This window comes from Halorubrum ejinorense (assembly GCF_055389685.1).
Genome location: NZ_AP043777.1, coordinates 1,971,557 through 1,997,858 on the forward strand (window position 1 = coordinate 1,971,557; position 26,302 = coordinate 1,997,858).

The 26,302-nt window shown below is 69.2% G+C and carries 27 protein-coding genes; 15 read left to right on the forward strand and 12 right to left on the reverse strand.

The window, feature by feature from the left end; all coding sequences use genetic code 11:
- Window positions 1–34: 34 nt before the first annotated feature.
- Window positions 35–1,147 (reverse strand): aldo/keto reductase, encoded by a 1,113-nt coding sequence (locus ACZ5KW_RS11250; RefSeq protein ID WP_343776427.1) that lies wholly within the window; start codon window positions 1,145–1,147, stop codon window positions 35–37.
- A gap of 188 nt (window positions 1,148–1,335) precedes the next feature.
- Between ACZ5KW_RS11250 and dacZ the strand changes: the two genes are divergently transcribed.
- From dacZ to ACZ5KW_RS11275, 5 genes are all read left to right on the forward strand, one after another.
- Window positions 1,336–2,145: a diadenylate cyclase DacZ gene (gene dacZ, locus ACZ5KW_RS11255; protein WP_343776428.1), complete on the forward strand. Its 810-nt coding sequence runs from the start codon at window positions 1,336–1,338 to the stop codon at window positions 2,143–2,145.
- Between the two features lie 3 nt (window positions 2,146–2,148).
- A complete protein-coding gene (locus ACZ5KW_RS11260; protein ID WP_343776430.1) occupies window positions 2,149–2,937 on the forward strand; it encodes a mechanosensitive ion channel domain-containing protein in 789 nt (262 codons plus the stop codon).
- Window positions 2,938–3,055: 118 nt separating this feature from the next.
- Window positions 3,056–3,721 (forward strand): GNAT family N-acetyltransferase, encoded by a 666-nt coding sequence (locus tag ACZ5KW_RS11265; protein WP_343776431.1) that lies wholly within the window; start codon window positions 3,056–3,058, stop codon window positions 3,719–3,721.
- A gap of 91 nt (window positions 3,722–3,812) precedes the next feature.
- A complete protein-coding gene (locus tag ACZ5KW_RS11270) occupies window positions 3,813–6,257 on the forward strand; it encodes a DEAD/DEAH box helicase (protein ID WP_343776433.1) in 2,445 nt (814 codons plus the stop codon).
- A 72-nt stretch (window positions 6,258–6,329) separates the two neighbouring features.
- The gene (locus ACZ5KW_RS11275; RefSeq protein WP_343776434.1) at window positions 6,330–7,865 is read left to right on the forward strand and encodes a cryptochrome/photolyase family protein; all 1,536 of its coding nucleotides are present in this window, start codon (window positions 6,330–6,332) and stop codon (window positions 7,863–7,865) included.
- Between the two features lie 23 nt (window positions 7,866–7,888).
- Here ACZ5KW_RS11275 and ACZ5KW_RS11280 read toward each other — a convergent pair whose 3' ends face one another.
- The 4 genes from ACZ5KW_RS11280 to ACZ5KW_RS11295 form a co-directional block, all read right to left on the reverse strand.
- Complete coding sequence (locus ACZ5KW_RS11280) at window positions 7,889–8,248, reverse strand: DUF7522 family protein (protein WP_343776435.1); 360 nt, start codon at window positions 8,246–8,248, stop codon at window positions 7,889–7,891.
- 69 nt (window positions 8,249–8,317) lie between these two features.
- Window positions 8,318–9,316 (reverse strand): phosphomevalonate decarboxylase MvaD, encoded by a 999-nt coding sequence (gene mvaD, locus ACZ5KW_RS11285; RefSeq protein ID WP_343776437.1) that lies wholly within the window; start codon window positions 9,314–9,316, stop codon window positions 8,318–8,320.
- A gap of 176 nt (window positions 9,317–9,492) precedes the next feature.
- Entirely contained in the window at window positions 9,493–10,494 is a 1,002-nt protein-coding gene (locus ACZ5KW_RS11290) for a cytochrome d ubiquinol oxidase subunit II (RefSeq protein ID WP_343776439.1), read from the reverse strand.
- Window positions 10,487–11,935, reverse strand: a complete 1,449-nt coding sequence (locus ACZ5KW_RS11295) for a cytochrome ubiquinol oxidase subunit I (RefSeq protein WP_343776440.1) — start codon at window positions 11,933–11,935, stop codon at window positions 10,487–10,489. The genes ACZ5KW_RS11290 and ACZ5KW_RS11295 overlap by 8 nt, the downstream gene beginning before the upstream one ends.
- Window positions 11,936–12,197: 262 nt before the next feature.
- On the opposite strand from ACZ5KW_RS11295, the gene ACZ5KW_RS11300 reads away from it, so the two are divergent.
- The gene (locus tag ACZ5KW_RS11300; RefSeq protein WP_343776441.1) at window positions 12,198–12,533 is read left to right on the forward strand and encodes a 2Fe-2S iron-sulfur cluster-binding protein; all 336 of its coding nucleotides are present in this window, start codon (window positions 12,198–12,200) and stop codon (window positions 12,531–12,533) included.
- 69 nt (window positions 12,534–12,602) lie between these two features.
- On the opposite strand, the gene ACZ5KW_RS11305 is transcribed toward ACZ5KW_RS11300, so the two are convergent.
- The 3 genes from ACZ5KW_RS11305 to ACZ5KW_RS11315 form a co-directional block, all read right to left on the reverse strand.
- Window positions 12,603–13,118, reverse strand: a complete 516-nt coding sequence (locus ACZ5KW_RS11305; RefSeq protein ID WP_343776442.1) for a hypothetical protein — start codon at window positions 13,116–13,118, stop codon at window positions 12,603–12,605.
- 223 nt (window positions 13,119–13,341) lie between these two features.
- Window positions 13,342–14,763, reverse strand: coding sequence for a short-chain fatty acid transporter (locus tag ACZ5KW_RS11310; RefSeq protein WP_371153008.1), 1,422 nt, complete (start codon window positions 14,761–14,763; stop codon window positions 13,342–13,344).
- Between the two features lie 141 nt (window positions 14,764–14,904).
- Window positions 14,905–15,222 (reverse strand): ASCH domain-containing protein, encoded by a 318-nt coding sequence (locus tag ACZ5KW_RS11315; protein ID WP_343776445.1) that lies wholly within the window; start codon window positions 15,220–15,222, stop codon window positions 14,905–14,907.
- A gap of 188 nt (window positions 15,223–15,410) precedes the next feature.
- Between ACZ5KW_RS11315 and pyrB the strand changes: the two genes are divergently transcribed.
- The 3 genes from pyrB (at window position 15,411) to ACZ5KW_RS11330 (ending at window position 18,008) form a co-directional block, all read left to right on the forward strand.
- Window positions 15,411–16,358: an aspartate carbamoyltransferase gene (gene pyrB / locus ACZ5KW_RS11320; RefSeq protein ID WP_343776446.1), complete on the forward strand. Its 948-nt coding sequence runs from the start codon at window positions 15,411–15,413 to the stop codon at window positions 16,356–16,358.
- A complete protein-coding gene (gene pyrI / locus ACZ5KW_RS11325; RefSeq protein WP_343776447.1) occupies window positions 16,355–16,813 on the forward strand; it encodes an aspartate carbamoyltransferase regulatory subunit in 459 nt (152 codons plus the stop codon). Before pyrB ends, pyrI begins: the two co-directional genes overlap by 4 nt.
- 334 nt (window positions 16,814–17,147) lie before the next feature.
- Window positions 17,148–18,008, forward strand: coding sequence for a hypothetical protein (locus tag ACZ5KW_RS11330; protein ID WP_343776449.1), 861 nt, complete (start codon window positions 17,148–17,150; stop codon window positions 18,006–18,008).
- A gap of 220 nt (window positions 18,009–18,228) precedes the next feature.
- On the opposite strand, the gene ACZ5KW_RS11335 is transcribed toward ACZ5KW_RS11330, so the two are convergent.
- Entirely contained in the window at window positions 18,229–19,884 is a 1,656-nt protein-coding gene (locus tag ACZ5KW_RS11335; RefSeq protein ID WP_343776450.1) for an NADH-quinone oxidoreductase subunit D-related protein, read from the reverse strand.
- 84 nt (window positions 19,885–19,968) lie between these two features.
- Between ACZ5KW_RS11335 and ACZ5KW_RS11340 the strand changes: the two genes are divergently transcribed.
- Complete coding sequence (locus ACZ5KW_RS11340; protein ID WP_343776451.1) at window positions 19,969–20,637, forward strand: helix-turn-helix domain-containing protein; 669 nt, start codon at window positions 19,969–19,971, stop codon at window positions 20,635–20,637.
- A 22-nt stretch (window positions 20,638–20,659) separates the two neighbouring features.
- Here ACZ5KW_RS11340 and ACZ5KW_RS11345 read toward each other — a convergent pair whose 3' ends face one another.
- Entirely contained in the window at window positions 20,660–21,403 is a 744-nt protein-coding gene (locus ACZ5KW_RS11345; protein WP_343776452.1) for a ThuA domain-containing protein, read from the reverse strand.
- 92 nt (window positions 21,404–21,495) lie between these two features.
- Here ACZ5KW_RS11345 and ACZ5KW_RS11350 point away from each other — a divergent pair, with 92 nt between their 5' ends.
- Window positions 21,496–21,711 carry a hypothetical protein gene (locus ACZ5KW_RS11350; protein WP_343776454.1) on the forward strand — a complete coding sequence of 72 codons (216 nt, stop codon included), beginning with the start codon at window positions 21,496–21,498 and terminating at the stop codon, window positions 21,709–21,711.
- A 15-nt stretch (window positions 21,712–21,726) separates the two neighbouring features.
- Here the strand turns inward: ACZ5KW_RS11350 and ACZ5KW_RS11355 are convergent, their stop codons facing one another.
- Both ACZ5KW_RS11355 and ACZ5KW_RS11360 read right to left on the reverse strand, forming a co-directional pair.
- Entirely contained in the window at window positions 21,727–22,113 is a 387-nt protein-coding gene (locus tag ACZ5KW_RS11355; RefSeq protein ID WP_343776455.1) for a TlpA family protein disulfide reductase, read from the reverse strand.
- A gap of 129 nt (window positions 22,114–22,242) precedes the next feature.
- On the reverse strand, window positions 22,243–22,629 hold the full coding sequence (locus ACZ5KW_RS11360; RefSeq protein WP_343776457.1) for a DUF7475 family protein: 387 nt from the start codon (window positions 22,627–22,629) through the stop codon (window positions 22,243–22,245).
- A gap of 269 nt (window positions 22,630–22,898) precedes the next feature.
- Here ACZ5KW_RS11360 and ACZ5KW_RS11365 point away from each other — a divergent pair, with 269 nt between their 5' ends.
- The 4 genes from ACZ5KW_RS11365 (at window position 22,899) to ACZ5KW_RS11380 (ending at window position 26,281) form a co-directional block, all read left to right on the forward strand.
- Window positions 22,899–23,816, forward strand: a complete 918-nt coding sequence (locus ACZ5KW_RS11365; RefSeq protein ID WP_343776458.1) for a PLP-dependent cysteine synthase family protein — start codon at window positions 22,899–22,901, stop codon at window positions 23,814–23,816.
- Window positions 23,817–23,886: 70 nt separating this feature from the next.
- On the forward strand, window positions 23,887–24,291 hold the full coding sequence (locus ACZ5KW_RS11370; RefSeq protein WP_343776459.1) for a hypothetical protein: 405 nt from the start codon (window positions 23,887–23,889) through the stop codon (window positions 24,289–24,291).
- Entirely contained in the window at window positions 24,288–24,893 is a 606-nt protein-coding gene (locus ACZ5KW_RS11375) for an MOSC domain-containing protein (protein ID WP_343776461.1), read from the forward strand. The genes ACZ5KW_RS11370 and ACZ5KW_RS11375 overlap by 4 nt, the downstream gene beginning before the upstream one ends.
- Window positions 24,894–25,063: 170 nt before the next feature.
- Window positions 25,064–26,281: an MFS transporter gene (locus ACZ5KW_RS11380; RefSeq protein WP_343776463.1), complete on the forward strand. Its 1,218-nt coding sequence runs from the start codon at window positions 25,064–25,066 to the stop codon at window positions 26,279–26,281.
- Window positions 26,282–26,302 lie beyond the last annotated feature (21 nt).

The window sequence follows — 26,302 nt, forward strand, 5'->3', positions numbered from 1 at the left end:
ATAAACTTCTTGTGGCGCGGCGCTCGGCGGCCCGTCACTCGAACACCGCGTCGAACGCCGACGCGCCGAGCGGGTCGAAGGTGCCGGCCGCGACGTTCTCGCGGACGTGGTCCGGGTCGCTCGTCCCGACGAGCGACGAGGTGACGCCGGGCGCGCTCCGCGCGAAGTTGAGCGCCCGCTGAGCGGGCGTGTCCCCCGCGAGCGTCGCGTCGACGTCGGCGGGGATCGCGCCGTCGACGGTCAGGTCTCCCTGCCCGACGCTGGCGCTCGTCACCACCGAGAGCCCGGCCTCGTGGGCGAACTCCAGAACCGAAACCGGGCCCTCGTCGTCGGAGCCGGGCGGGGCCGGCTGGTTCGCCCGCGTGAACGCGTCAGCCATCGCGACGTTGAACGGGAGTTGGATCGCTTCGAACCCGTGGTCGTCGTCCGGGCCGACCGCCTCGCCCGCCGCCTCTGCCCGACCGAGCACTTCGGCGAGCGACAGGGCGCCGTCGGCGTCCGCGGGGAGCCGGAAGGCGTCCCACGTGGCGACGCCGTACGCCCCGACGTCGCCCGCCGCGCGCCGGCGCTCCAGGGTCTCGAAGGCGGCTTCGAGCGCGTCGTACACCGCCTCGCGCGACCGGACGGCGAGCTGCGTTTCCGGGTTGTGGACGTAGTAGCAGTCGACCGCGTCGAGCCCCAGACGGTCGAGCGACCGCTCCAGCGACCACTCGAGGAACGCCGGAGCGAGGCTGTGCGCGCCGTTCGCGAGGTCGTCGGGGTCGACGATCCCCGGCTCGACGAACCGCTCGCGGACGTACGCGCTCGGGTCGGCCGGCCGCTCGCCGTCGAAGGGGAGGAACCCGCCCTTCGTCGCGACGACCACGGCCTCGCGGTCGACCGGGGCGTCTCGGAGCGCATCGCCGACGACGCGCTCGGCGCGGCCGCACCGGTAGTTGGCCGCGGTGTCGACGTGGTTGATCCCCGAGCGGAGCGCTAACGCGATGGACTCGCGCGAGTCCTCGTCGACGGCGGGCGTCGGCTCGCCGAGGTACGTCCCGATCCCGACGCTGGAGACGACGCCCGGACCGAACCGCCGGAAGTACGTCCGCCCGAAGGCGTCGCCGAACCGGTCTCGGTACCCCCAGAGGGCCTCGCGAGTCGCCATGTCGGTCCATCGGCGCGGACGGAATAAAAACCGCGCGCGTCGCCGTCGGCGGACCGACTCTGACCGTTGTCCCCGCGGTCGGGTGCGTCGTCACCGCCTCGTCTCGTCAGACGCAGGCCACCGCCGCGTCAGACGAACGCACGACGCCGACGCAACGACTATACGGATTCCGGAAGTCAGGGGTGATAATGGCCTCGCTCACCGACCACCTGACGGACCTCGTCGACGACGTCGACGCCACGCTGCTGTTCTCGCCGGCGAGTTCCTTCTACGAGCGCTTCGCGGACGACGGGGTTGAGGTCGTCGTCGTCGCGCCCGACAACGACGTCGACGCCGAGACGTTCGTCGAACTCCCGCTCCCGTTCGACAACGTCAAAGACCGGATCCGGTTCGGTATCGAGGGGTCGATGGACGAGGGGCTCGTCTCTCAGGGCGACGAGGTCGCCTGCGTGGCCTCGGTGTTCGACGGCGGCTCGGACGCGATCGTTCGGGTCACCGTCGACGAGGGGATACACACCGGCATCTACGACCTGTTCGCCAACTCCCGGGCGGAGCCGAGCGTCATCCGCGACGTGTTCGAGGTCGCGATCGAACTCGGACAGAAGGGACAGAAGGGGAAGCCGGTCGGGGCGCTGTTCGTCGTCGGCGACGCGGGCAAGGTGATGAACAAGTCGCGGCCGCTCTCGTACAACCCCTTCGAGAAGTCCCACGTCCACGTCGGCGACCCCATCGTGAACGTCATGCTCAAGGAGTTCTCGCGGCTCGACGGCGCGTTCGTCGTCTCCGACTCGGGGAAGATCGTCTCGGCGTACCGGTACCTCGAACCCGCCGCCGAGGGGGTCGACATCCCGAAGGGGCTCGGCGCGCGCCACATGTCCGGGGCCGCGATCACCCGCGACACGAACTCGACCGCCATCGTCCTCTCCGAGTCGGACGGGCTCGTTCGGGCGTTCAAGGCGGGCGAACTCATCTTGGAGATCGATCCGGAGGAGTACTGACAGATGTCCGCGGTCCCGAGCTTCCTCTCCGAGTTCGTGCGTACCGTCCCGGAGCGGATCTGGCTGGCGCTGTTCGTGCTGGTTGTCGGGCTCGCGTTGGCGTACCTCGTCGGCGTGATCAACCGCCGGCTGCTCCGCCGGGCGGGCGTCCCCGAGGTGATCGAGGGGACCGCCTTCGAGCGGACGGCCCGCGAGTTCGACACCTCGACGGTGCGGATCCTGGCACAGCTATCGAGCTACTTCATCGTCGCCGTCGCCGTCATCGTCGCGCTCACCGTCGCCGACGTGAACTACCTCGAACAGTTCTGGTCCGGCGTCGCCGCCTTCCTCCCGCGCCTGTTCGTCGCCGCGGTCGTCCTCATCGTCGGGGTCGTGGTCGGCGATAAGATCGAACTGCTCGTCGCCGAGCGCCTCCGCGGGGTCAAGCTCCCCGAACTCGGCGTCGTCCCGACGCTCGTGAACTACAGCGTCGTGTACGTCGCCGCGCTCATCGCACTCGGACAGGTCGGCGTCCAGACGCTCGCGCTCATCGTGTTGCTCGCGGCGTACGCGTTCGCGGTCGTGCTGTTCGCGGCGCTCGCGACCAAGGACCTCGTCGCGTCCGCCGCCGCCGGCGTCTTCCTCCTCCTCCGGCAGCCGTACGGCATCGGCGACGAGGTCCGGGTCGCGGGCGAGCGCGGCGTCGTTCAGGAGGTCGACCTGTTCGTCACGCACATCGAGACGGACGGCGAGGAACACGTCCTCCCGAACCACGCGGTGTTCCGCGAGGGCATCGTGCTGATCCGCGGTTGAGCAGGAGCGCGGCCGTCCGCTGGTCCGCGGCAGGGGCGGAGCGCACCGCCGACCGACCGTTCCCACGCCGTGAAAGTCGTTGTCACCCTATAACACGAGGGGGTGCCAACCGTGAAACATGACTCCCGATACCGCGAGCGTCGCCTGCGACGGGTGGGACGGCAGCGAGTGCGAAGGGACGCCACACTGTCCGCCGCGCTGTCCGCGGTTCGTCGACAAGGAGGGGGCGCGCTGGACGATCCGACCGGCGGTCGCGGCGGACGAGCCGTTCCTCGCCGAGATGTACGAGGGGTTCGACCGTGCCGACCGCGCGCAGGGGCTCCCGCCGGTGAGCCGCCGTCGGCGCGCCGACTGGATCGAGACGATGCTCGAAGACGGGCACGACGTCGTCGCCGAGCGGAACGGCGAGCTGTACGGCCACGCGATGTACACGCCGACCGCCGCGGACACGCCCGAACTCGCCGTCTTCGTCCACCCCGACGCGCAGGACCGCGGCGTGGGGACGGAGCTGTGTCGGCACGTCATCGCGGCCGCCGCCGCGGCCGGTCGGGAGGCGCTGGAACTCCACGTCGAGACCGGTAACCGGGCCGCTCGGTCGGTCTACGGGACGGTCGGGTTCGAGGTGGTCGAGCGCCGCGGGGACCTCCTGATGCGGCTCGACCTCGACGAGCCGGTCGCGACCGAGGTGCGCTGGCCGCCGCTCGCCCGCGAGGGACCGACGGAGTCGCTCCTCGAACGGCCGTCCGCCGCCTCCGGGCCGGGCCGGTCACCGGCGGACGACTGACGCGCGGCGTCCGCCCTCCGGACTGCTCGGCGGCGTTCCCGTCGGGCCCACCGCAACGGTTACGGCTCGCCGTCACTAGGGTATCGTAACCGTGGACGACGCCATCGAGTGGCTGCGGGACCGCCCCTTCTACGAGGGACAGATCGCCGACCACCGGCGGCTCCCGGCGCGCTCACCCGAGTTCGCCGACGTCGACCTCGAACCGCGGCTCGCCGGCGCGCTCGCCGACCGAGGGATCGATCGGCTCTACCGCCACCAGGCCGAGGCGATCGAGGCCGTCCGCGACGGCGACGACGTGGTCCTCGCAACCGAGACGGCCAGCGGCAAGTCGCTCGCGTACACCGTTCCCGCCTTCGAGGCGGCGATGGATCACGGCGGCCGCACCCTCTACGTCGGCCCGCAGAACGCGCTGATCGCCGATCAGGAGGAGTCGCTGTCCGAACTCGCGACCGACCTCGGCTTCGGCAGCCGAGTCTCGGTCGACTCGTACACCGGTCGGCTCTCGCGGTCGGAGAAGCGCGACGTGCGCGACCGCCGCCCCACCGTCCTCCTCTCGAACCCGGACATGCTCCACTACGCGCTGCTGCCGTACGCCGGGCGCCTCTGGGACTGGTTCTTCTCCTCGCTGGAGTGCGTCGTGATCGACGAGGTCCACAGCTACCGGGGCGTGTTCGGCTCGCAGGTGGCGCTCACGCTCCGTCGACTCGCGCGGACCTGCGAGCGGTTCGACTCGTCGCCGCAGTTCGTCTGCTGTTCGGCGACGATCAACAACCCGGTCGACCACGTTTCGACCGTCACCGGCCGCGACCCCGACGGGATCGCCTTGGTCGACCAGGACACCTCCGGACGCGGGCCGCGCGACTGGGTGCTGTGGAACCCGCCGGAGTACGACGACGACTGGCAGGAGCGCGGCAGCGGGCGCCGCAAGTCGAGTCACACGGAGAGCAAGCGGCTGTTCGTCGACCTCGTCACCGCGGGCCAGCAGACGCTAGCGTTCACCCGCGCTCGGCAGACCGCAGAGCAGTACGCGACGGACAGCGCGAGCGACCTCCGCGACCGGGGCGAGCGCGACCTCGCCGGGAAGGTCGGCGCGTACCAGGCGGCGCTCACCGACGACCGCCGCCGCGAGATAGAGGGCGACCTCCACGCCGGCGACCTCCGGGGTGTCTGGTCGACGAGCGCCCTCGAACTCGGCGTCGACGTGGGCGGCCTCGACGCCGTGGTGCTCGACGGCTACCCCGGCACGCGGATGTCCGCCCACCAGCGCGCCGGACGCGCGGGCCGCGGCGACGACCCCGCCCTCGTCGTGATGGTCGGCGGCGAGGACCAACTCGACCAGTACCTGATGCGCAACCCGAGCGACTTCTTCGACGCGCCGCCGGAGGACGCCATCTGCGACCCGGAGAACGGCCAGCTGATGCCCGGCCACGTCGCCTGCGCGGCCGACGAGAACTGGCTCTCGCCCGAGGACGAGCGCTTCTTCGGCGACTCGTTCCCGAGCGTCGTGGCCGACCTCACCGACGAGGGCGTCCTGAACAGACGCGAGGCCGCGGCGGGCACGCGCTGGGTCCACGCCGGTTCGTCGAGCCCGCAGCAGTCGGTGAACCTCCGGACAGCCGAGGAGCGCGAGATATCGCTGATCGAGCGGTCGAGCGGGGAGACGGTCGCCACGCTCGGCTTCGCCGACGCGCTCCGCGACGCCCACCCCGGCGCCATCTACCACCAGCAGGGCCGCACGTACGAGGTGGTCGAACTGGATCTGGACCGCGACGTCGCCGAGCTCCAGCAGTCGTGGGCGGACTACTACACGCAGGTGCGCTCGGAGAAGGACATCGTCGTGAACGCCGACCTCGACGAGCGGACGCTCTCGGCCCGGCCGGACGTGCCGGTCCGCTTCGCGGACGTGACGGTGACGGAGCAGATCACGGGGTTCGTCAGGAAGGACGCGGCGACGGGGGAGTCGCTGGGCGAGTCGACGCTCGACCTCCCGGAGACGACGCTGCGCACGAAGTCGCTGTACTTCCCGGTCCCGACCGACGTCGAACGCGAGATGCGACGCCTCGGAGACGCGCTCCCCGGCGACGGGTCCCCGGAAGTCGCGCCGGACGGCGGTGACGAGGCTCCGACAGAGGGGGAGGGCCCCGACGGCGGCGCGGACGTTCCAGGCGGCGACTACGCGTTCAACGGCGGGATCCACGCCGCCGAACACGGGATCATCTCGCTGTTCCCGTTCCACCTGCTCTGTGACCGCGCCGACGTGGGCGGCATCTCGACGCCGCACCACCCTCACACCGAGGGGCCGGCGGTGTTCGTCTACGACGGCTACCCGGGCGGCGTCGGGCTCACGCGCCGCGGTCACGGCCGAATCGAGGAGCTGATGACCCGGACGGCGCGGCTCATCGACACCTGCGACTGCGAGGGCGGCTGTCCCGCCTGCGTCCAGTCGCCCCACTGCGGCAACGGGAACGATCCCCTCGCGAAGGCTCCGGCCGTCCGCCTCCTCGAATCGCTCACCGGAACGGACGCCGGTCGCTGACGCGGTCCGCGGTCTCCGGCCTCCCGCCGTTCGTCCCGGTGGTTTCACGGTGGACGCGCCCGTGGGGATCCCATGGAGCTGTTCTGGCACCGACGGGACCTCAGAGTCGCGGACAACGTCGGGCTGGCGGTCGCGGCCGGCGCCGGCATCGACAACGCCGACCGGGGGCCGGCCGCGCCCGTCTTCGTCTTCGATCCGGACGTCCTCGACCACGCGAGCGACGTGCGGGTGCGCCGCCTGCTCGACGGGCTCGCCGCGCTGCGCGACGACTACCGGGAGCGCGGGGGCGACCTGCTCGTCGCGCGCGGCGACCCGGAGACCGTCTTGCCGCGTCTCGCCGAGGCGCTCGACGCCGAGCGCGTCGTCTGGAACCGCGACTACTCCGGGCTCGCTCGGGAGCGCGACGCCGGCGTCAGACGGGCGCTCGACGCGGTCGACGTGTCACGCGAGGCCCACCACGACGCGGTTCTCCACGACCCCGACGCGATCCGGACGAACGCCGGCGACCCGTACTCGGTGTACAGCTACTACTGGAAGAAGTGGACCGACCGCGCGAAAGACGAGCCGGCGCCGGCGCCCGACGCGGACGCGCTCGTCGACCCCGATCGGCTCGCGGAGGCGGTCGAAGTCGTCGGCGCGGTCGACGAGAGCGACCCCACGCTCGCCGACGGCGGCGTCGACGAGCCGCCGGTCGCCGCGGTCGGCGACCTGCCCGCTCCCTCCGACCTCGGCTTCGCGGAGCCGGACGCCGCGGTGGGCCCCGCGGGGACCGAGGCGGCCCGCGAGCGGCTCGCCGACTTCCTCGACGAGGCGGTGTTCGCCTACGAGGCCGAGCGCGACTACCCGGCGAAGGACGCGACCTCCCGGCTCTCGGCGTTCCTGAAGTACGGCGAGATCGGTGTCAGGGAGGCGTACGCGGCGACCGCCGAGGCGATGAGCGAGGCGACTTCGGACGCGCGTCCCGACGACGCGCCCGGACAGGTCGAGGAGTTCCAACAGCAGTTGGCGTGGCGGGAGTTCTACACGCAGGTCCTCTTCCACAACCCGGAGGTAGTGACGGAGGACTACAAGGAGTACGAGGAGGGGATCGAGTGGCGCGACGACCCCGAGGAGATAGCCGCGTGGAAGCGCGGCGAGACGGGGTACCCCATCGTCGACGCCGGGATGCGGCAGCTCCGCGAGGAGGCGTTCATGCACAACCGCGTGCGGATGATCGTCGCCTCCTTCCTCACGAAGGACCTCCTCGTCGACTGGCGCCACGGCTACGAGCACTTCCGCGAGCGGCTGGCCGACCACGACACCGCCAACGACAACGGCGGCTGGCAGTGGGCGGCCTCGACGGGGACCGACGCGCAGCCCTACTTCCGCATCTTCAATCCGATGACGCAGGGCGAGCGGTACGACCCGGACGCGGAGTACATCGCCGAGTACGTCCCCGAGCTACGCGGCGTCGATCCCGAGGTCGTTCACGGCTGGCACGAGCTGTCGCCGACTCAGCGCGCGAACGCCGCGCCAGACTACCCCGCTCCGATCGTCGACCACTCCGAGCGGCGTGAGGACGCGCTGGCGATGTACAAGCGGGCGCGCGGCGAGGACCCGGACGAGTAGCCCGGCGGCCGTCCGAGACGGAGTCAGTCCGAGCGTGCTTCGCTGACGGCGCTCACCAGTTCGGTCACCGGGAACGCCTCGTCGTAGTCGAAGGACGCGAACACCGCGTCGTACCGGTCGGAGGGGAACAGAAACACCACGAGGTCGTCGAAGAACAACGTCTGTGCCCGGTACTGGGTCCGACCGACGAGGTTCTTGAACTCGTCGCCCGTGATCTGATTCGACATCACTAGCTGGTACGCCTTCTCCAAGTCGGCGTTCGAGTACCGGTCCTCCACGTCGTCGCGGACGTGTTCGATCTCGAACGCGACGCTCCGGAGGTCGGCGACGACGCGGGGCGTCGCCCCGTCGAACGCTACGATCGCCTCGGAGATCGTCGACATGACGGCACGGTTCACCCGCCGGACTGATAAATCACCTCGCCGGGGACGGGGCGACGCCGCGGGCGACCGTCAGAACAGCGCGTCGCTCTCGTCGAGGACGTGCGCGGGACCGCCGACCTCCCAGACGTCGGTGTCGATGCCGATCTCGGCGATCCGCGACTCCACCTCGTCTGCGTGGTCGGCGAGGGTGTTCACGTACACCGACGCGCCCGTGTCCGTCGAGAAGTAGACGGGAACGCCCGACTCGCGGAGTTCGCGGACCGCGTTGAACACGGCGATCGTCTCGGGCTGCCAGTACACCCAGCCCGACGGGCCGGTCATCGTCGTGGCGGTAAGCGACAGCGAGTCGTGTTCGGCCGTCTCGAAGATGCGGTCGAAGTCGCCCTCGCGCAGCGCGTCGGTCATCTCGACCAGTTGGTCCTGAACGTGCGCGGTCCGCGCCTGCATCATGTGGCTCGCGGCCGCCTCGCGGTGGGCCTCCTCCGTCTCCTTGTACGCCGGGACGTGCGCGGCGACGATCCGGAGGTCCTCTTCCGGGTCGAACCCGTCCTCGCTCACGCCCACGTTGAGCCGACGGGAGCGGCAGTCCTCGTCGTTGAGCCCGGCGTCGAGCCGGGAGTACGCGCCGGTGACCGCCCGCGCCGCCGAGGAGGAGCCGCGCCGAGCGATCGTGGAGACCTCCGGGAGGGTGCGGTCGAGGCCGGCGGCCTCGACTAAGGCGAGCGCGGCGGCCGCGAACCCGGACGACGAGGAGCCGAAGCCGATGTTCGACGGGAAGGAGTTCTCGCTTTCCAGTCGGACCGCGGCGTCGACGCCGGCCAGGTCGCGGACGTGGTCGACGACCATGTCGATGCGCTCGGCCGCGCGGCCGTCGACCTCCTCGCCGCCGATGACGTACGCGTCCTCGCTCGCGTCCGGCTGCCACTCGACGGTGGTCGTCGTGGCGGTCGGCGCGGTACAGAGGCTGATGCTGTCGTGGTACGGGAGCCGCAGTTCCTCGTCGCGCATCCCGTGATACTTGACGAGCCCCTGAATCGGGTGGGCTCGCGCGGTGGCCTTGCCGGTCATACATCGGGAAGCGTTCGGCGGGGGATTAGTCGTTGCGATGCGCGGGACCGCTCGCACATCCGGGCCGCGGTGGCCCGACACGGCGGTCGAACCGCTCGGCCCGTCTACGTGACGCGCCCGGTGAACCAATTACCTTCGCTCCGTGATGGCTCGGAGCGAGAGCGGTGTTTCGGCGTTCAGCTCCCGTACCCCTCGGCGTCGATCGGACCGCTAAACACGCGATAGAGGTAGGTGAAATACCACAACACGATGACCAACACGGGCAGCCCGAGGACCGTCACGAGATTCAGCGCGAGCGGCGAGACGACCGCCGCCCTGAGGGTCAGACCGGTCGGCGGATAGATCGTCGGGTACAGAAAGAGCGCGAGTAACACTGTCAACAGCGCCGGAAGCGCGAACGCGCTCGCCACCCACGCGCGATACGAACCGCGTCTGGCGAGGAGAATCCCACCCAGACCCGCACCGACCGACAGTCCCACGACCACAGCGGCGGGCAGCGAACGGACGGTGTCGGCGGCGCCACCGGCGTCCGTCAGGACGACGGTCGCCAGCAGGGCGACGACGCCACCGAGGTACACGATCGTCGCGCCGACCCCGTACGGGCGCAGGTCCGACGCGAGAACCGGTCCTCCCTTGGCCGCGATGAACGCCGCGCCCGTCGCGACGGAGACCGCTACCAAGCCGATACCGGTGAGCAGCGCCGGAAGCGACAGCGTTGCCGCGTCGAACACCCATCGGCCGGCGAGCGTCCCGAACAGCAGGGGGGCGAAGAAGCTGCCGACGACGAACAAGTAGTCGCAGTACCGTTGCCACTGCCTGTCGTGACGCTGTTCACGCAACTCCGGTCCCAGTCCGCGGAACAACAGCGCGAGCACGAACCCGATCGCGAGCAGGTAGTGGTCCGCCAGCAGTCGCGAGTACGCCCGGGGAAACGCCGCCAACAGCATCGTTCCGAAGGCGACCAACCAGACCTCGTTGGCGTCCCACACCGGCCCGAACGCCGACAGGAGTTTCTCACGCTCGTGTTCCGTCTCGCGGGTCGCATACAGCAGTCCGATCCCGAAGTCGAACCCGTCGAGCACGAGATACATTCCCAGTGCGAACAGCACAACGCCGAACCAAATCTCCGGTAGCGAGTCGACGAGGTACGCGTCGACGGGGATCATCGGGTCAGTCATCGTCGATCATCCCCGGTAGTGGACCGTGCCAGTGGTCGTTACTCGACCCCTCCCTCCCCAGCGTCCGGAGTTCCTCGCGGATCAGCCACTTCAGTACGTAGAGCGCGGTCGCCACGAGTCCGACGTACACGACGACGAACCCGACCAGCGTCAGCGTGGCCTCGGTACCGGTCAGCGTCGAGGAGACCGCCTCACTGGTCTTGAGTTCGCCCTGGATGACCCACGGTTGGCGTCCAACCTCTGTGACGTACCACCCCGTGAGGAGCGCGGCGTAGCCGAGCGGCGACGCGAGTATCATCGCCTTCAGATACCGATCGCTGTCGGAGAGCCGGCCGCGGAACATGAGACCACCGCCCCACAGGGCCAGCCCGATAAAGAGGAAGCCGAGCCCGACCATCATGCGGAACGACCAGAACACGATGGCGACGGGCGGGTTCGACTCGTACTCGTTCAGTCCGAGCACCTCGGCGTCGAAATCACCACCGCTGGCTAGGAACGACCCGATCCCGGGGAGACTTACCGTGAAGAGGTTCTCCGCTTTCGGGTCGGTGAACGCGTCGACGCTCTTCGGGAACGCGAGGAGGTGGAGGTCGGCCGTGCCGGTCTCGTAGTGGGCCTCCATAGCCGCGAACTTCTGCGGCTGTGTATCCGCGACGTGGCGACCGTACGCGTCGCCGTGAACGGCCTGTAGCGGCGCGGAGACGAGCAGGACCACCACCGCCAGTTTCAATGCGGTGTTCCACGCCGTCGCAGTGCGCTTCTTCCAGATGATGTACGCCGAGACGCCGGCGACCAACAGGGCGACCGAGATGACAGACGCGTTGATCATGTGAACGTACATCCACGTCATCCGAGGGGTGAAGAACGCGGCAACGGGGTCGGTGAGCTTGGCGACCTCCATCCCGTTGCGGGTGATCATCTCGTAGCCCCGCGGCGTCTGCATCCATGCGTTGACCACGAGGATCCAAAATCCCGACAGCCACGCCCCGACCCCCACGAGTACGGACGACAGGACGTAGCTCCGGTCACTCACCCGCTCACGACCGTACAGCAACACCCCGAGGAACACCGCTTCGAGGAAGAACGCCATCTTCGCTTCGAACGCCAGCGGGCCACCGATCAGTTCGCCGGCGACCTCCGAGAACTGCGGGAAGTTCGTCCCGAACTGGAAACTCATCGGAATTCCGGTGACCGTCCCCATGACGAAGCCGGCCGCGAACACCCGCAGCCAGAACGATCGAAGCCGTTCGAATCGCTCCTCGTCGGTTCGCACGCTCTTGTACGTGAAGTAGACGATGAACGGCGCGAGACCGATCGAGAGCGACGCGAAGATGATGTGGACGGAAATCGTCCACCCGAACTGTGCCCGGCTCGCGAGTTCGGGGGACAAGGCTGTGATCCACCCCGCGTTAACAGCGGGAACAAGCGCGGTCGGGTTCATACGTCTCAGTGTCGACGCAGCTCGCCAAAGAGGTCCACCGCTGTTCCATTTTTCGAGGACTGTACTACAGCAACTTATGCTCGTCAGGCCCTAGTTCATGTAGCGGTCGTCCGACACCGTCCGCTGAGGCTCCCTTGGAATGGGTCGAGCAACCGACACCGCTTCCTCCCCCCGCCGGCCGCTCTTCGTTCGTCTTCCGTCCCCGCGACGGCGACGCGTTCGAGGGGAACCCTTTTTGACCGGTCAGCGGGTATTCGGCGTCATGACAGAGTACACCGTCGAGTTCGTCGGCACCGGCGAGACGATAGAGGTGGCCGACACGGAGACGATCCTTCAGCCCTGTATCGAGGAGGGGATCGCTCAGGAGTACTCCTGCCGCGTCGGAATGTGTCTCGCCTGCTCCGCCGAAATCGTCGAGGGCGAGGTGACCCAGCCCGCGGCCCGCGGCCTCACCGACGAGGAGGCCGACGAGTACGCGCTCACCTGTATGGCCCGCCCGCAGTCCGACCTGGTACTGGACCGCGGGAAGTACCCGCCGAGCATCGAGGACGACGCGGCGACCGCCGCGGACGAGGGCGCGGCCGCGGACGACGACTGAAGGGCCGATCCGCGCCCGTCGGCTCTCCTCGTTCTCGATTCGCCTTCGCCGTGCGAGATGTCGCGGGCGTCAGTTGAGTGTGGCTTCGAGCTTCCGGTTACGGTTCGAGGTGGGAATGTCGGAATCACTGAGCTGTTGACACGCGTTGACGAATTCGGCGTCTCCGATCTCGCCACAGAGAACGTGCGTCTTCGCCTCGGTGGTGATGTACACGTCGATCACGTCGCGGTTCGAGTGAGACAGGAAGTCGTACGTGGTGTTCCAGCCGCCTATCGCGAAAAGAGACAGGAACGCCGCGAGCGCGACTTCCGTTCGGGTTTCGGCGTGTCCCTGATAGACGAGGAGGGCCGTGCCGACGGTGAGGATGAGCGAGAGGACGAGAAAGAACAGGCCGAGGAACGTGTGCCGGTGAAAGCCGGTGTTCCGGTCGAACTCGACGCTGTTCGCGTCGCTAACGGGAATCGAAACCATGCCCTCCTCACCCGGTCGGGTGTACGTGAGTTCGCCGTCGGACGCGGCGAATACCGCCGTGTCGTCGCTATCGATGACGTATTCGTCGACGTGTGCTTCCGTTTCGAAATCCATGGTAGGCGTCGAAGGCCGTAGCGATACCTCTCCGTCCCTAGACACATAACTTTTGATACCTGTTCGGTTTCGTTGCGACAGTTCGCCCGTTGCGCTTCTGACGCCGATCGGAGCGGCCCCGCCGCCACGGTATTCTGCGCAGTTTCGGCGCGCCAGTGTTCCGGCCGACGTAGCGATCGGGCTACGTCTGGTCTGCTCTCGGGACGAAAAATCGGGTTCGACCTCAGTACGGCACCGCGTACAGCGCTACCGCCAGGAACGGGATCAACGCGAGCAGCATCGCGATGGCGTAGCCGAACATCTCGCGCGCCTTGACGTTCGTGATCGCCAGCAGCGGCAGCGCCCAGAACGGGTTCAGCAGGTTCGTGTGCGCGTCGCCGACCGCGTACGCGATGGTGGCCTGTCCGTACGGCACGCCGAGTTCCTGTGCGGCCTGGAGGACCGACGGCCCGACGACGAGCCACTCGCCGCCGCCCGAGGGGACGAACAGGTTCGCGACGGAGCCGACGATCCACGCGACCACGGGGTACGTCGCCTCCGTGGACACGCTGAGCAGCGCCTCGGCGAGTAGCAGCGCGAGCCCGGAGTCGGCCATGATCCCCTGAATACCCGCGAAGAAGGGGAAAAGCAGGACGATACCGGCCGCGGCGCCCGCCGCCTCGTTGAACCGGTCGCGGTAGTACGCCGGGCGCTGGTAGATCAGCAGCCCGGCGAAGAGGAACCCGAAGTTGACCGCGTTCAGCGTGAACGCGCCGAGTCCCTGTCCGGCGAACTGGACCGCGAGGATGGCGATGCCCGACAGCGCGATCAGGCCCCCGAGGATCCGGCTGTTGTTCAGCCGCTCGGCTGGCACGTCGTCGACCGCCGCGGGCGGCTCGTCGACCGGGTCGGACGCGTCGGCGGCGTCGGTGCCTCCGTCGGTGGCCGCGTCGTCCGCTGCGCGCCCCCCGTCCGCCGCCGAGTCGAACAGCTCGGCCTCGTCGACGTACTCAGTGATCCCCTTCGTGCGGTCGCCCGAAGGCGCGAGGACGTAAAGCACGGCGCTCGCGAACAGGATTGAGAGGACGGTGAGCGTGAGCGCGTACGGGTGGAAGATGGTCTCGGCGGCGGGGATAGTCGACGAGAGGAACTCGAACCCGGTCCCCTCGCCGATGTTGTTCGCGTCGGTCAACTGGAGCGGCGCGGACCCGGAGATGCCCCAGTGCCACGTCAGGCCGAGCCCCATGTAGCCGGCGACCGCGAGCAGCGGGTAGTGCGCGTTAATCCCCTTGCGGTGGGCGACTTTCCCCATCTCGCGGGCGAAGATGGCGCCCATGATGAGGCTGAACCCCCAGTGGACCCACGCCAGCGACATCGAGATGAACCCGACGAACGCGGCCGCCTGCGCGCCGGTGTTCGGAATCTCGGCGAGCCGCTGTAAGATCGCGTTGACTCTCGGGTGGTACGCGATGACGAACCCGGTCATCAGGATGAGCACCATCTGCATCGAGAATCCGAGGAACGCCCAGAACCCGCCGTACCAGAACTCCAACAGTTCTGTCGGTCCCGAATCGGTGGTCACCAATCCGGCCACGAAGACGATATACGTCAACAGAATGGCGAAGACGAACGGGCTCGGCATCCACCGCTCGACGGCCTCCGACATTCGAAATCCGATACGTTCGACGACGCCGGCCTCGTCGCTGGCTGCCATACTCTCTACATCCAATATCTTACAGTATAAATAATGGGGTACGGTCGCGACGCCTGACACATCGCCCGACCGTGTCGGGCCGGCGACGAACGCCTACTCGACTCGCTCGAAGCGGTGTCGCACCACGTCCGCGTCGTCGTCCCAGTCGAAGTTCCCGCCGTGTGCGCGGACCATGCGCTCCTTGTACGCCTCCAGCGACGGCGACCCCTCGCGTTTCGCGTCCTCGTCGGTCATGTCGCCCAGCGTCCGCTCCGCGACCTCGGTCAGTTCGAAGGCGACGCCGTCTATCTCGAAGGTGTCGCCCGGCTCGCCGTACTGATTCCCGCGGTGGAGCTGTGTCACGTCGCCGTCGAGGGCGGCCTGTTTCACGCGGTCGTTCGGGAGCAGGTCGGCCGGGTCGTTTTCGCTCATAGACCCGTTTCGGTCCGCGGCGGCTTATGCGCGGCGGCGGGAGCCGTGTGGCCGTCGCGAGGCGCGGACGGATTCTCCCCGCGTTACGGATTTCGAAAGCACCTCTCGACGACTGTTCACGTCCGTGAACATCGGTTCTGCGGCCCGAGCCGAGGGATTCAAGATACTGCCGATACCCTTCTCGGATGATGCGTCAGGATCACCTCATCACCGCGACCCAGCTCTCGCGGGATGACATCGAGGCCGTGCTCGACCGGGCCCGAGCGGTCGCCGACGACCCCGCCGCCTACGCGGACCGACACGCCGGCCGCGTGCTCGCGCTCTGCTTTTTCGAGCCCAGCACGCGGACCCGCATGAGCTTCGACAGCGCGGGGAAGCGCCTCGGGATGGACACCATCGGCATGGGCGACGTCGACTCCTCGTCCGTCTCGAAGGGGGAGTCGCTGTCGGACACCGTCCGCGTCATCGAGGGGTACGCGGACGCCCTCGTCCTCCGTCACCCGAGCGAGGGCGCCGCGACGCTGGCCGGCGAACGCGTCGACGTTCCGGTCGTCAACGCGGGCGACGGCGCGGGCCAGCACCCGTCCCAGACCCTCCTCGACCTCCACACGATCCGCGAGGACCACGGGCTCGACGACCTCACGATCGGGATCATGGGCGACCTGAAGTACGGGCGGACCGTCCACTCGCTGGCGGCCGCGCTCACCGAGTTCGACGCCAACCAGCACTTCATCAGCCCCGAGTCGCTGCGGCTCCCGCGGTCGGTGCGGTTCGACCTCCACGAGACGGGCGCCCAGGTGCGCGAACACGAGGAGTTGGAGCCGGTCATCGGCGACCTCGACGTGCTCTACGTCACCCGGATCCAGAAGGAGCGGTTCCCCGACGAGAACGAGTACCACCGCGTCGCGGGCGAGTACCAGATCGACGCCGACACGCTCGAGGCCGCGGCGGACGACCTGACGGTGATGCACCCGCTTCCCCGGGTCGACGAGATCGCGCCCGACGTCGACGAGACCGACCACGCGCGCTATTTCGAACAGGCGCACAACGGGATCCCGGTGCGCATGGCGCTGCTCGACACCCTGTTGGAGAACGCGAATCCCGACGGCGACGAGGGGACGGAGGTGGACCGATGAGCGAACACGAGCTCCGCGTCTCGAAGATCCGAGACGGCACGGTCATCGACCACGTCGAGGCCGGCCAAGCGCTGAACGTCCTCGCGATCTTGGGCATCGACGGTCGGGAGGGCTTCGGCGTCTCCGTCGGGATGAACGTCCCCTCCGACCGGCTGGGCCGCAAGGACATCGTGAAGGTCGAGGACCGCGAGCTCTCGCAGTCCGAGGTCGACGTGCTGTCGCTCATCGCGCCCGAGGCCACGATCAACATCGTCCGCGACTTCGAGGTCGTCGAGAAGAACCGCGTCACCCGGCCCGACGGGGTCACCGGCGTCCTCTCGTGTCCGAACCGCAACTGTATCACGAACGCCGGCGAACCGGTCGAGACCCGCTTCGACGTCGTCGCCGACGGCGTGCGCTGCGACTACTGCGCGACGATCCTGCGCGCCGACATCGCCGACCACATCGACGTTTGAGCCGCCGCCGTTCGACGACCGACCCGCCGCGCGGTCGCCGGCCCTCCGGTAAGTTTTAGCGCCCGCCGTGCGAACGTCGGTCCATGAGCAAGAAAGCCAAGCTCGTCCTCGTGCTGTCGCTCGTCGCGCTCGCGTACTTCCTCTTCGCCGGCGACAAGCAGCCGGTCGAAGTCGAGTAGTCGTCGGACCCGCCCTCCGCGATCCGGCCGACCGCTGAATAGCCCCCTCACGGGGTCGCAGTACCCGCTGAGTTACGTCGCTACGCCGGTCCGCTTCCCCGCGCCGACCGTCACGAGACCCGCCGTTTTTACCGACCTACCGCCTAGCAAGCCCCATGTACGGGGTCGTCACGCGGAACGCCGACGAGGTCGCGATGGAGCCGTTCGACCTCGGCTTCTACGAGGTGAAAGACGTCACGGGGCGGGCCGCCGAGCCGCTGCCGAACGCCGTGAACATGGTGTCGTGTTTCGGCGACAACGCCGCCGCCGGCGAGAACCCGGAGCTCGTCCCGGTCGACGAGCGCGGCGAGCCGGCGACCCGCGACCGCGACTACTTCGACTGGGCGTACATCTGCCCGACGCACCCGGAGTACCGCGAGGGGCTCATGGAGATAATCTCCGACTGCGCCGCGGAGAACGGCGACGTCCGCCTCGACGACGTCGGCTTCCCCCGCGAGGGATTCTGCCACTGCGACCGCTGTGAACGCCTGTTCACCGAGAGCGACCGCGACGACTTCGGCGACTGGCGCGCCGACGTCATCACCGAGTTCGTCGCGGACGCGGCCGAGTTAGTCCCCGGACGCCTGCTGCTCACGCTGTATCCCGACCCGTATCCCGACCACCTCTACGAGCGCGCCGGCCTCGACCTCGACCGGCTCGCCGACCACGTCGACGAGTTCGTCGTCCCGCTGTACGACACCGAGTACGCGACGACCTACTGGCTGGAGACGATCGCACGGGGGTTCCGCTCCCGGCTCGGCGGCGACTACGACGTCCACGGCGCGCCGCCGGAGACGCCGTTCTCGCTGGAGCTGTACGCGGTCGACGTCGACGTCGACGACCTGATCCACGCGACCGAGGTGGCCGAGGCGTACGCGAAGGACGTGTTCTTCGGCTACGACGCGAACAACGCGGCCGCCGCGGTCCGCCGGAAAGGGGCCGACGAGCGCGACGGCGAGGTCCACCGACCGGACTGAGTCGCTCCGCCGGCACGCGGCGGCGCCGTCGCGTGACGCTCGCGGCGACGTGAAGGAGGGTTTATACCCTCGGGCGGACCACGTTCACGTGACCGGCCGCCGGCGTGCGACACAAACCGGTCGTCTCGCGTTCGCGTGGGGCGGCCGCCTTTCAACGTCCGCGCCGTAGCGGCGGTCGCTCTACGCTCGTGAGCCGCGGGCTCGTCGGGGAGCGACCGGGTCAGCGGTCGACCTCGCCCATGATCGTGTCGAGGCTCCCCAGCGCCGCGACCAGGTCCGGAATCGACTCGCCCTCGGCCATCTCGGGGAGCGCTTGGAGGTTCGAAAACGACGGACCGCGGATCTTGAACCGGGCGGGTTTGTCCGTCCCGTCGGCACGGACGTAGATGCCGAGCTCTCCCTTCGCGGCCTCGACGGCGCGGTAGATCTCCGCGTCGTCGTCCGGGCGGATCGTTCTGGGGACGTTCGCCTGAACGGTTCGGTCGTCCTCGGGCCAGTCGTCGAGCAGGTCGACGCACTGCCCGACGATCCTCGCGGACTCCTCGACCTCGCGCATCCGGACGAGCAGCCGACTGTAGTTGTCACACCCGTCCTCGGTGACGACGTCCCAGTCGAGTTCGTCGTAGTACCCGTACGGGTCGTCGCGGCGCAGGTCGTAGTCGACCCCGGAGCCCCTGAGTACCGGGCCGGTCGTCCCGTACTCCTTCGCGACCGACGGCGGGAGCGTCCCGGTGTCTATCGTTCGGAGCTGTAGTATCTCGTTCCGCGTCAGCAGGTCGTGGTACTCCTCGATGCGACGCGGGAGGCCGTCGAGGAACTCGCGGATTCCGCCCAGGAACTCCTCACGGGGCTCCGGGAGGTCCCACGCCACGCCGCCGAGCCGGAAGTAGTTGAACATCAGCCGCTGGCCGGTCAGGTCCTCTAATATGTCCTGAACGCGCTCGCGCTCCTGGATTGCGTACATGAACGTCGCGGTGAAGTCGCCGATCACGTCGAGCGCGTACGCGCCCATCGCCAGCATGTGCGAGAGGATCCGGCTCAGCTCGGCGCTCATCGTCCGGATCACCCGCGCGTACTCGGGCACCTCGACGTCCGCGAGGTCCTCGGCGACGCGCGCGTAGGCCCACTCGTTGAGCAGCCCGCCACCGCCCCAGTCCCACCGGTCGGGGTACGGCATGATCTGGTGGCGGTACGTGCCGGACTGGGCCATCTGCTCCTCGCAGCGGTGGATGTAGCCGATGTCGGGCTCGACGCCGATCACGTCCTCGCCGTCGAGGGTCACCTGAAGGTGGAGGACGCCGTGGGTGGCCGGGTGGTGCGGCCCGATGTTGAGCAGCATGGTGTCGCTCTCGACCGACGCCGAGGCCCCCGGCTCGACCGGCTCGTTCTCGGAGAGCGCGGCGATCTGCGGCCGGTCTTTGTCGTAGTCCGTCGACAGCGGGTGCCCCTGCCACGTCTCGGGGAGCAGTATCCGTCGGAGGTCGGGGTGGTCATCGTACTCGATCCCGACGAGGTCGTACGCCTCGCGCTCGTGCCAGTCGGCCGTGTGGAACACGGGCGCCGCGGACTCCGAGACGGGGTCCTCTCTGTCGGCGGGAACGACGACGCTGACCTCCCGCGTCGGGTCGTCGTACGAGCGCAGGTGGTAGATCGATTCGTAGCGGCCCTCGTACTCCTGTGCGGTGACGCAGGCGAGGTGGTCGTAGTCGCCCTCGGCTCGCAGGGCGGAGAGGGCCTCCTGTACCGCGTCCGGTCGAATTCGGGCGGCGGGCGCGTTCACGTGCTCCTCGCGCCCCGTCACCAACTCGCGGATCGGCGAGAAGGGGTCCGCCGTTCCGTCGCCCTCGTCGGCGTCGCGCAGCAGCTCGGTCGACATACACGGACGGAGGCGGCCGCGACCCCCGAATCTTCTGCCGGCTCAGCACGGGCATTTATAATCGCGCCGGCGCGATTGCGCGGCGTGAGATACCTCCGGCTCGAACTCCGCTATCCGCCGGACCTCATGCATCCCATGCACCGGCTCGTCGACGAGTCCGACGCCGTGGAGCGGGACGTCCTGCTACAGGGCACCGTTCTCGACGAGACGGCGGACACGTTCCTGTTCTACGTCGAGGGGGACATCAACGTCTACACCGACGCGCTGCGGGCGGTCGACCGGATCCGGGAGTTCGAGGTCACTCGGATCGACGACGACGGCTACTACGTCTTCCTCACGCAGCGGCGCGACGCGGTCGACGAGGCCATGTTCGACCCGTTTCAGCGGACCGGCATCGTCGTCGTCCCGCCGGTCGACTTCCGCCCGAGCGGGACCGTGCGCCTGACGCTGATCGGGGAACGCGGCCCGCTCGGAGACGCGCTCGCCGAGCTACCGGACCGGATCGGGAGCGACGTCCTCCGGATCGGGGAGTACGATTGGCGACAGGACCTCTTCGACCCGGGGCTGACCGACCGACAGTTCGACGCGCTCGCGGCCGCCGTCGAGAGCGGGTACTACGAGTTCCCGCGGTCGGGGACCGTCGAGGAGGTCGCCGAGCGGATCGACGCCGCTCCGAGCACCGCCTCGGAACACCTCCGGAAGGCCGAGTCGGCGATGATGTCCGCGTTCATCGAGCTACGCGACGTGGCTTGAGACCGAGAACGACGGTCCCGCGCTAGTGGACCGTCCGGTCGTCGCTCGTGTCGATGTCCTCGATCGGGTCGGCGTTGCCGAACTCGGGGGTCGGGCCGCCGCCCGGTTCGGCCCAGTCGACCGCGTTCCGGAGGACCTGCCGGACGTCCTCGTCGTGATAGATCGGGTACGTCTCGTGGCCCGGTCGGAAGTAGAACACCTTCCCGCTCCCGCGTCGGTAACAGCAGCCGGAGCGGAACGTCTCGCCGCCCTCGAACCAGGAGTTGAACACCAAGGTGTCCGGCGCCGGGACGTCGAATCGCTCGCCGTACATCTCGGTCTCCGGCAGTTCGATGGTCTCACCGATCCCGTCCGCGATCGGGTGCCCTGGTTCGATCGTCCACAGCCGCTCGCGCTCGGCGGCCTCGCGCCACTTCAGCGAACAGCTGGTCCCCATCAGGCGCTTGAATATCTTCGAGTAGTGCGCGGAGTGGAGGACGAGCAGGCCCATCCCGTCGAGGACGCGCTCGCGGACCCGGTCGACGACCGCGTCGCGCACCTCGTCGTGGGCCGCGTGACCCCACCACGTGAGCACGTCGGTGTCGTCCAAGACGGCCTCCGTGAGCCCGTGATCGGGGCCCTCGTCGAGGGTCGCGGTGCGCACGTCGTGACCCGCCGTCCGGAGCGCGTCCGCGATGACGGCGTGGATCCCGTCGGGGTAGACATCGGCGACCACGTCGCTCTCGCGCTCGTGTCGGTACTCGTTCCAGACTGTGACGCGTGCCATACGCCGCGTGGAGGCCGGAGGGACTTGAGCGCTCGCTACTGCGGTCGCGGATCGACCGGAAGATAGTCGTCGGTCGCGCGACATGACGAGACATGACAAGTCCCCGCCAACTGTACCGCCGCGCCGACGACTGGGCGCGCGGGCTCTCCAGAGTTCGGTACGCCCTCCTCACCGGAATCGTGGCGTCCGCGTCGGTCCTCGGTGTCGGCGTCGTCCTCGACACCTCGACGACGGTCTACGCGGTCACGATGGGCGTGACGATGGCCGTCGTCTACTACGCGACCGACGCGAACGCGGCAGACGACTGACTCCGGAGGGCCGTCTCAGGCGGTCGCTTCGACGTCGGCGAGCTGGCGCGCCAGCGACTCCGCGATGGAGACGTCCGCCTCCTCGACGAAGCGGGCGAGCTCCTCGCCGTCGGGGGACTCGACGACGACCGTCGGGATCAGCTCGACGCCGTACGCGTCGACCCCCTCTCCCTCCTTCCCGTTCGGCCCCTTCGTCACCGGGAACGCCTCGATGCGGTCGTCGGGGACCTCGGCGGCGGCGAGCGCGGCGCCGAACTCGGGGAGCTGGCGCTGGCAGTCGCCACACCAGTCGCCGCCCCACACCTTGAAGACGTAGTCGTCGGCCGCGAGCGCCGCCACGACCGCATCGTCGAACGCGTCCGCGTCGAGGTCCGTCGCGGGCACGAGTGTTTCGAGCGTCATGCCCACGTTACGTCGTCGGGACACGTAAACGGCGCGTCGGTGGCAACCGCGGGGACGCACGACGGCCGCGGGAAGGTAGACGCCGTCAGCGGGTCCGAGCGCGCGCGTTCGCGACCCACGAATCCGTGCTCAGTCTGCCGCCGTCGCGGTCCCTCGGTCGGGCTCGGACATCGTGTTGAGATAGAGGTAGACCAACACGAGGATCAGGGCGACCTGCGCCGCCTTGTCGACGTAGTCGACCACCCCGTATTCCGTCTTCGCCACGATCCAGATGGGGAATTGGACGGCGGTGTACGGAACGCCGATCAGGTAGAGCAGTCGCCGCCGGTAGCCGCGGAAGAAGAGCACGAGCGCCCCGGCGTAACCTACGCCTGCGAGCGCGACGGGAGCTCGTCCCTCGACGATGCCGGCGTACAAGTGGAGAACACCGGTGACGACGACCAACGCCACTGCGAGCCACTGGAGTCGACCGAGCGATCCGGCCTGCCTCGCTGAACTGTTTTGTGTATTAGACACAATATTATTGGACGGGTGACGGCAAATAAGTGCTGTTATTATTCGTCTCTAAGTGTCGTAAAACGGCCAAAATGGGTTTTGTGAGATAGTTTGATAGCGACGGCTACGTCTCTGTCGACGCCTAAAATGGGATTTACGGGCACTACTAAGTAGCTCACTCGCGACCGCCGTCGTCGCGCTTGCGCCGCCCGGTTGCGACTTTCCCGGCTACCGACCTCGATTGCCGGAGTCCGGGGGGCCTTTGGGTCGCGGCCGCCTCGTGTCGACTAATGGACGACGACATCCTGTCGACGCTCGGCTCGCCGCTGGTGCGGGTCGACGCGCCCGCGGGAACCACGGTGGCGGCGAAAGTCGAGTCCCGCAACCCGGGCGGCTCGGCGAAGGACCGCCCCGCGCTGTACATGGTCGAGGCCGCGGAGGAGGCGGGCGAGATCGAGCCGGGCGACCGCATCGTGGAGCCGACCTCGGGCAACACCGGCATCGGCCTCGCGATGGTCGGCGCGACGCGCGGCTACGACGTGACCCTCGTCATCCCCGAGGGGAAATCGATCGAGCGCCGCCGGCTGATGAAGGCGTACGGCGCCACCGTCGAACTCGTCGACGGCACCATCTCGGACGCCAAGGACCGCGCCGACGAACTCGAACGAGAGCCGAACACGGTCCAACTCCGCCAGTTCGAGAACCCAGCCAACCCCCGCGCCCACTACGAGACGACGGGCCCGGAGATCCTCGACCAGATCGGCGACCGCACGGCCGACGCGCTCGTCGCCGGCGTCGGCACCGGGGGCACGCTCTCCGGCATCGGTCGGCGCCTGCGCGAGGCGTTCCCCGACGTCCGAATCGACGCCGTCGAGCCCGCCGACAACGCCGTGCTGTCGGGCGGAGAGCCCGGGAACGACTCCTTTCAGGGGATGGGTCCGGGCTTCGTCGCACCGAACCTCGACGTCGACCTGATCGACGAAATTCACACGGTCGAACTCGGAGACGCCGAACTCGAGTGCCGACGACTCGCCCGCGAGGAGGGGATTCTGGTCGGGCAGTCGTCCGGCGCCTCGAACCTCGCCGCGAAGGACGTGGCCGCCGAGCTCCGCGAGACCGGCGAGTTCGCCGGCGAGGAGCCCCTCGTCGTCACCGTCTTCTGGGACAGCGGGGAGCGCTACCTGACGGCCGGCACGTTCGACGAGTGATCGGTCGAACCGCGATCGTCCGCGACCGCACCACCCGGACGTTGATTAGCGTCCGGCGCTCAATAGGCTCGTGAACACGCGCGCAGAACCGGCCACCGAGGGGACTGACGGCGGCTCCGCAGACTCGCCGAACGCCTCGGACCGACGCTTCGACGGCCCGTGGCTCGCCGTGCTCGCGGCGACCGTCGCCCTCTGGACGCTGCTGTACGCGGTCGACTGGGCGTTCCTCTCGCCAGGCACGCCGATCGGTGCGACCGTCGCCTTCGCGCACGGATACCTCCTCGCGCCGCTGGCGACCGCGACGCTGCTGCTCGACGCACTCTCGCTCGCCGAGCGACGCGTCGTCGACCTCGGGCTCTTCAAGTGGGTGTACGCGCTCGCCGCGCTCCCCGCGCCGCCGGTCGCCGCTATCTACTACGCGCACCGCGAGTGGCTGAAGCCCGACGACCGGGAGCTCCTCGGAGGCCCGCCGTGACACTCGACGGGTCGGCCCCTGACTCCGGCTCGCCTTCCGGTGCGGTCGACGCACTCGTCACGGCACCCGAGGCCGGCGCCACGCCGGTCCGCCGCGACGCGGTCGAAATCCGACCGGGCGGCGTCGAGGGCGACCGCTACCGAAGCGGCGACGGTCACTTCCAACTCGACGGCTGCGCCGTCACCCTCGTCGCCGCGGAGGCGCTCACCGCGGTCCGCGAGGAGACCGGGATCGACGTGACCGACGGTCGGCATCGCCGGAACGTCGTCGTCGACGGGTTCGGGGCCGAGATGGACGACCTCCTCGACGCGACCGTCGCGGTCGGCGGCGCGCTCCTGCGACCGACGCGGCGTCGGCCGCCCTGCGCACGCGTCGAGGAACTCGCCGGGGAAGGCGGGCTGTCGTCCGCGCTGCGGAACCGCGGCGGCCTCTGCTGTGACGTGCTGGAGCCGGGGCACGTCGCGGTCGGCGATCCGGTGACCGTTCGCGAGGCGGACCCCCGGACCGCGGGAGCGGCCATCGCTGAGCGACTCGCGGACCGGTCGGGGGCGAACGAAGGGCCAAATCCGGAGAACGACGGGTCGAAGCCGGAACACCACTGACCGGCCGGCGGGCGCGTGGGTGAGAGCGACCGGCCCGGTTTCCGATAGAGGACGGTTTATACCCGTCGCGGGCGACGCCGGACACGAGACGTGAACCGGACAGTGGACCCTCTGCGGTCGCAAACGTCGGCGGCGGGACGAACAGGTGCGGTTCGGAGGCCGCGATCGGCGTGAACTGGCGCTACCGCCACACGGTGTTGACGCTGTGTATGCTCGCCTTCTTCGTGACCTACTTCGCCCGGCTGGCGATCAGCCCGGTCGTCCCGCTGATCATCGACGACTTCGGGGTCTCGAACACGGCGGTCGGGGTCGCCCTCTCCGGCATGTGGTTCGCCTACGGCCTCTCGCAGTTCCCGAGCGGCGTCCTCGCGGACCGATTCGGCGAGCGCCGCGTGATCCTCGTCGCGGTCGGCGGGACGACGGCGATGAGCCTCCTGCTCGCCGCTGTCCCCGTGTTCCCGGCGTTCGTGCTGGCGGCGGTGCTCCTCGGGCTCGCCGCGGGGCTCCACTACGCGGTGGCGACCACGCTGCTTTCCCGGACGTTCGACGACCTCGGCACCGCGGTCGGGATCCACTCGCTGGGCGGGCCGCTCGCCGGGCTCGTCGCGCCCGTCGCCGCGACCTGGGTCGGCTTCCGATTCGGGTGGCGGCCGGGGGTCGCCCTTGCCGCGCTCGTCGGCGTTCCGATCTTCGCCCTGTTCGCCCGCCGAGTCCGACCCACCGAGCCGCGGCGCCCGGACCAGCCGATGGCGGAGCGGCTCCGGGTCGGCCCGCTGCTCGAACTGATCGGGCGGCGCGAGATCCTCGTGCCGCTCGCGGTGGCGACGCTCGGGACGTACGTCGCACAGGGCGTCATCTCCTTTCTCCCGACGTTCCTCGTCGAGTTCAGGGGGTACTCGCCCGCGTTCGCCGGCGGGGTCTTCTCCGCGTTCTTCGTCGTCCGAGCCGGGGCGCAGGTCGGGATCGGGCGGCTCTCCGACGGGCTCGGACGCGACGCGAGCATCGGCGGGTCGCTCCTCGGCGGCGCGCTCGGCCTCGGCGCGCTGGTCGCGCTCCCCGAGCTGGTCCGGCTCCCGCTCGCGGTCGGGCTGCCGGCCCTTCCCGAGCTCGCCGCCCTCGGGATCGCCGTGGTGCTCGCGGGCCTCGGCTCCAGCTTCTTCTCGGCCATCGACCCCCGCTTCATGGACGCCCTCGGTGACGCGGAGCGGGGCGCCGGCTTCGGCCTGATCCGGACCGTCTACACCGTGATCGGCTCGGCCGGCTCCGTCGGCGTCGGCCTCGTCGCGGACCTGTTCGGATGGGGGACCTCCTTTCTCGTCATCGCCGGCATGGCGGGGGTCGCGTTCCTCGTGATCGCCGCGAACGCGCTCCTCGGCCAGCGGCGGTAGCCGTCGGCACACCGTCGCGCT